The organism is Bacillus sp. P4_D3 (assembly GCF_056401855.1).
In genome coordinates this window covers 1-866 of sequence record NZ_JBFUIN010001069.1, presented here as the reverse complement: position 1 = coordinate 866, position 866 = coordinate 1, and the positions used below count along the sequence as shown (strand labels likewise).

At 35.3% G+C, this 866-nt stretch carries 1 pseudogene; it reads left to right on the top strand.

From position 1 onward, the window contains the following. A pseudogene (locus AC1DTM_RS29205) lies at nt 1–265 on the top strand (GntP family permease); the annotation flags it as partial. Between the last annotated feature and the right edge of the window lie 601 nt (nt 266–866).

Below are 866 nucleotides of genomic sequence, written 5' to 3'. Positions count from 1 at the left end.
GAGTATTACATTAGGTTTAATGGCAGATAAATATATTGAAGCGGCAGCGAACTTTGATATTCCGTTAGATGTGCTGCATCGTGTAATTGCAATGGCAGCGGGAGGTATGGATACTCTCCCTCATAACGGAGCAGTTATAACTTTACTTGCAGTTACAGGATTAACACACCGAGAAGCTTATAAAGAGATTTTTGGTATTACGATAATTAAGACATTAGCCGTTTTCTTCGTTGTTGGAGTGTACATGATGTTTTCTATTGTATAGTAGGAAGGTTGATCGGCTGTTATAAATAACGCAGCCACCAAGTTAAGATTATGTATAATGGTAAACAGAAACAGCCATCATTCCATGAAACGATGGCTGTTTGTATGTTTTTAATGAATTTCACAAAAAACTTCAATTGTAGATTGGAATTGAACTATCCCAACCTTCACTTGGTCTAGAGGAGGAGGGCTTCTCGGTTAAAATGATAAAGTCGGTAAATTTACTTGTTACAACAATGCTCTTCTACTCATCCATTGCGTCATAACCCACTTTGCACCTTTGATAACAGGTGCAGCAACTACAAGCAAATCCTCACATTGGACCCCAGCTGGCCAACATTCATAATAGTCGTGAAAACCATTTACAAACATGATTTGTCCGTTCTCAAATAGGATAACAAATATGGAGTTTCCTTACCTAATTTTATAAAAGGTTAAAAATAAACCATAATATTATTATGTAAATAAAATTGATGAATGTACAGCTTGTTAAATAGTTCAATATTTTTGATTTTTCTATGGCTGCATAAGTATGATGTTTGTAGGAGGGGATCATATGAGTATACACAAAAAAATCATAGCGATTTCAGGAAGTATTAGGG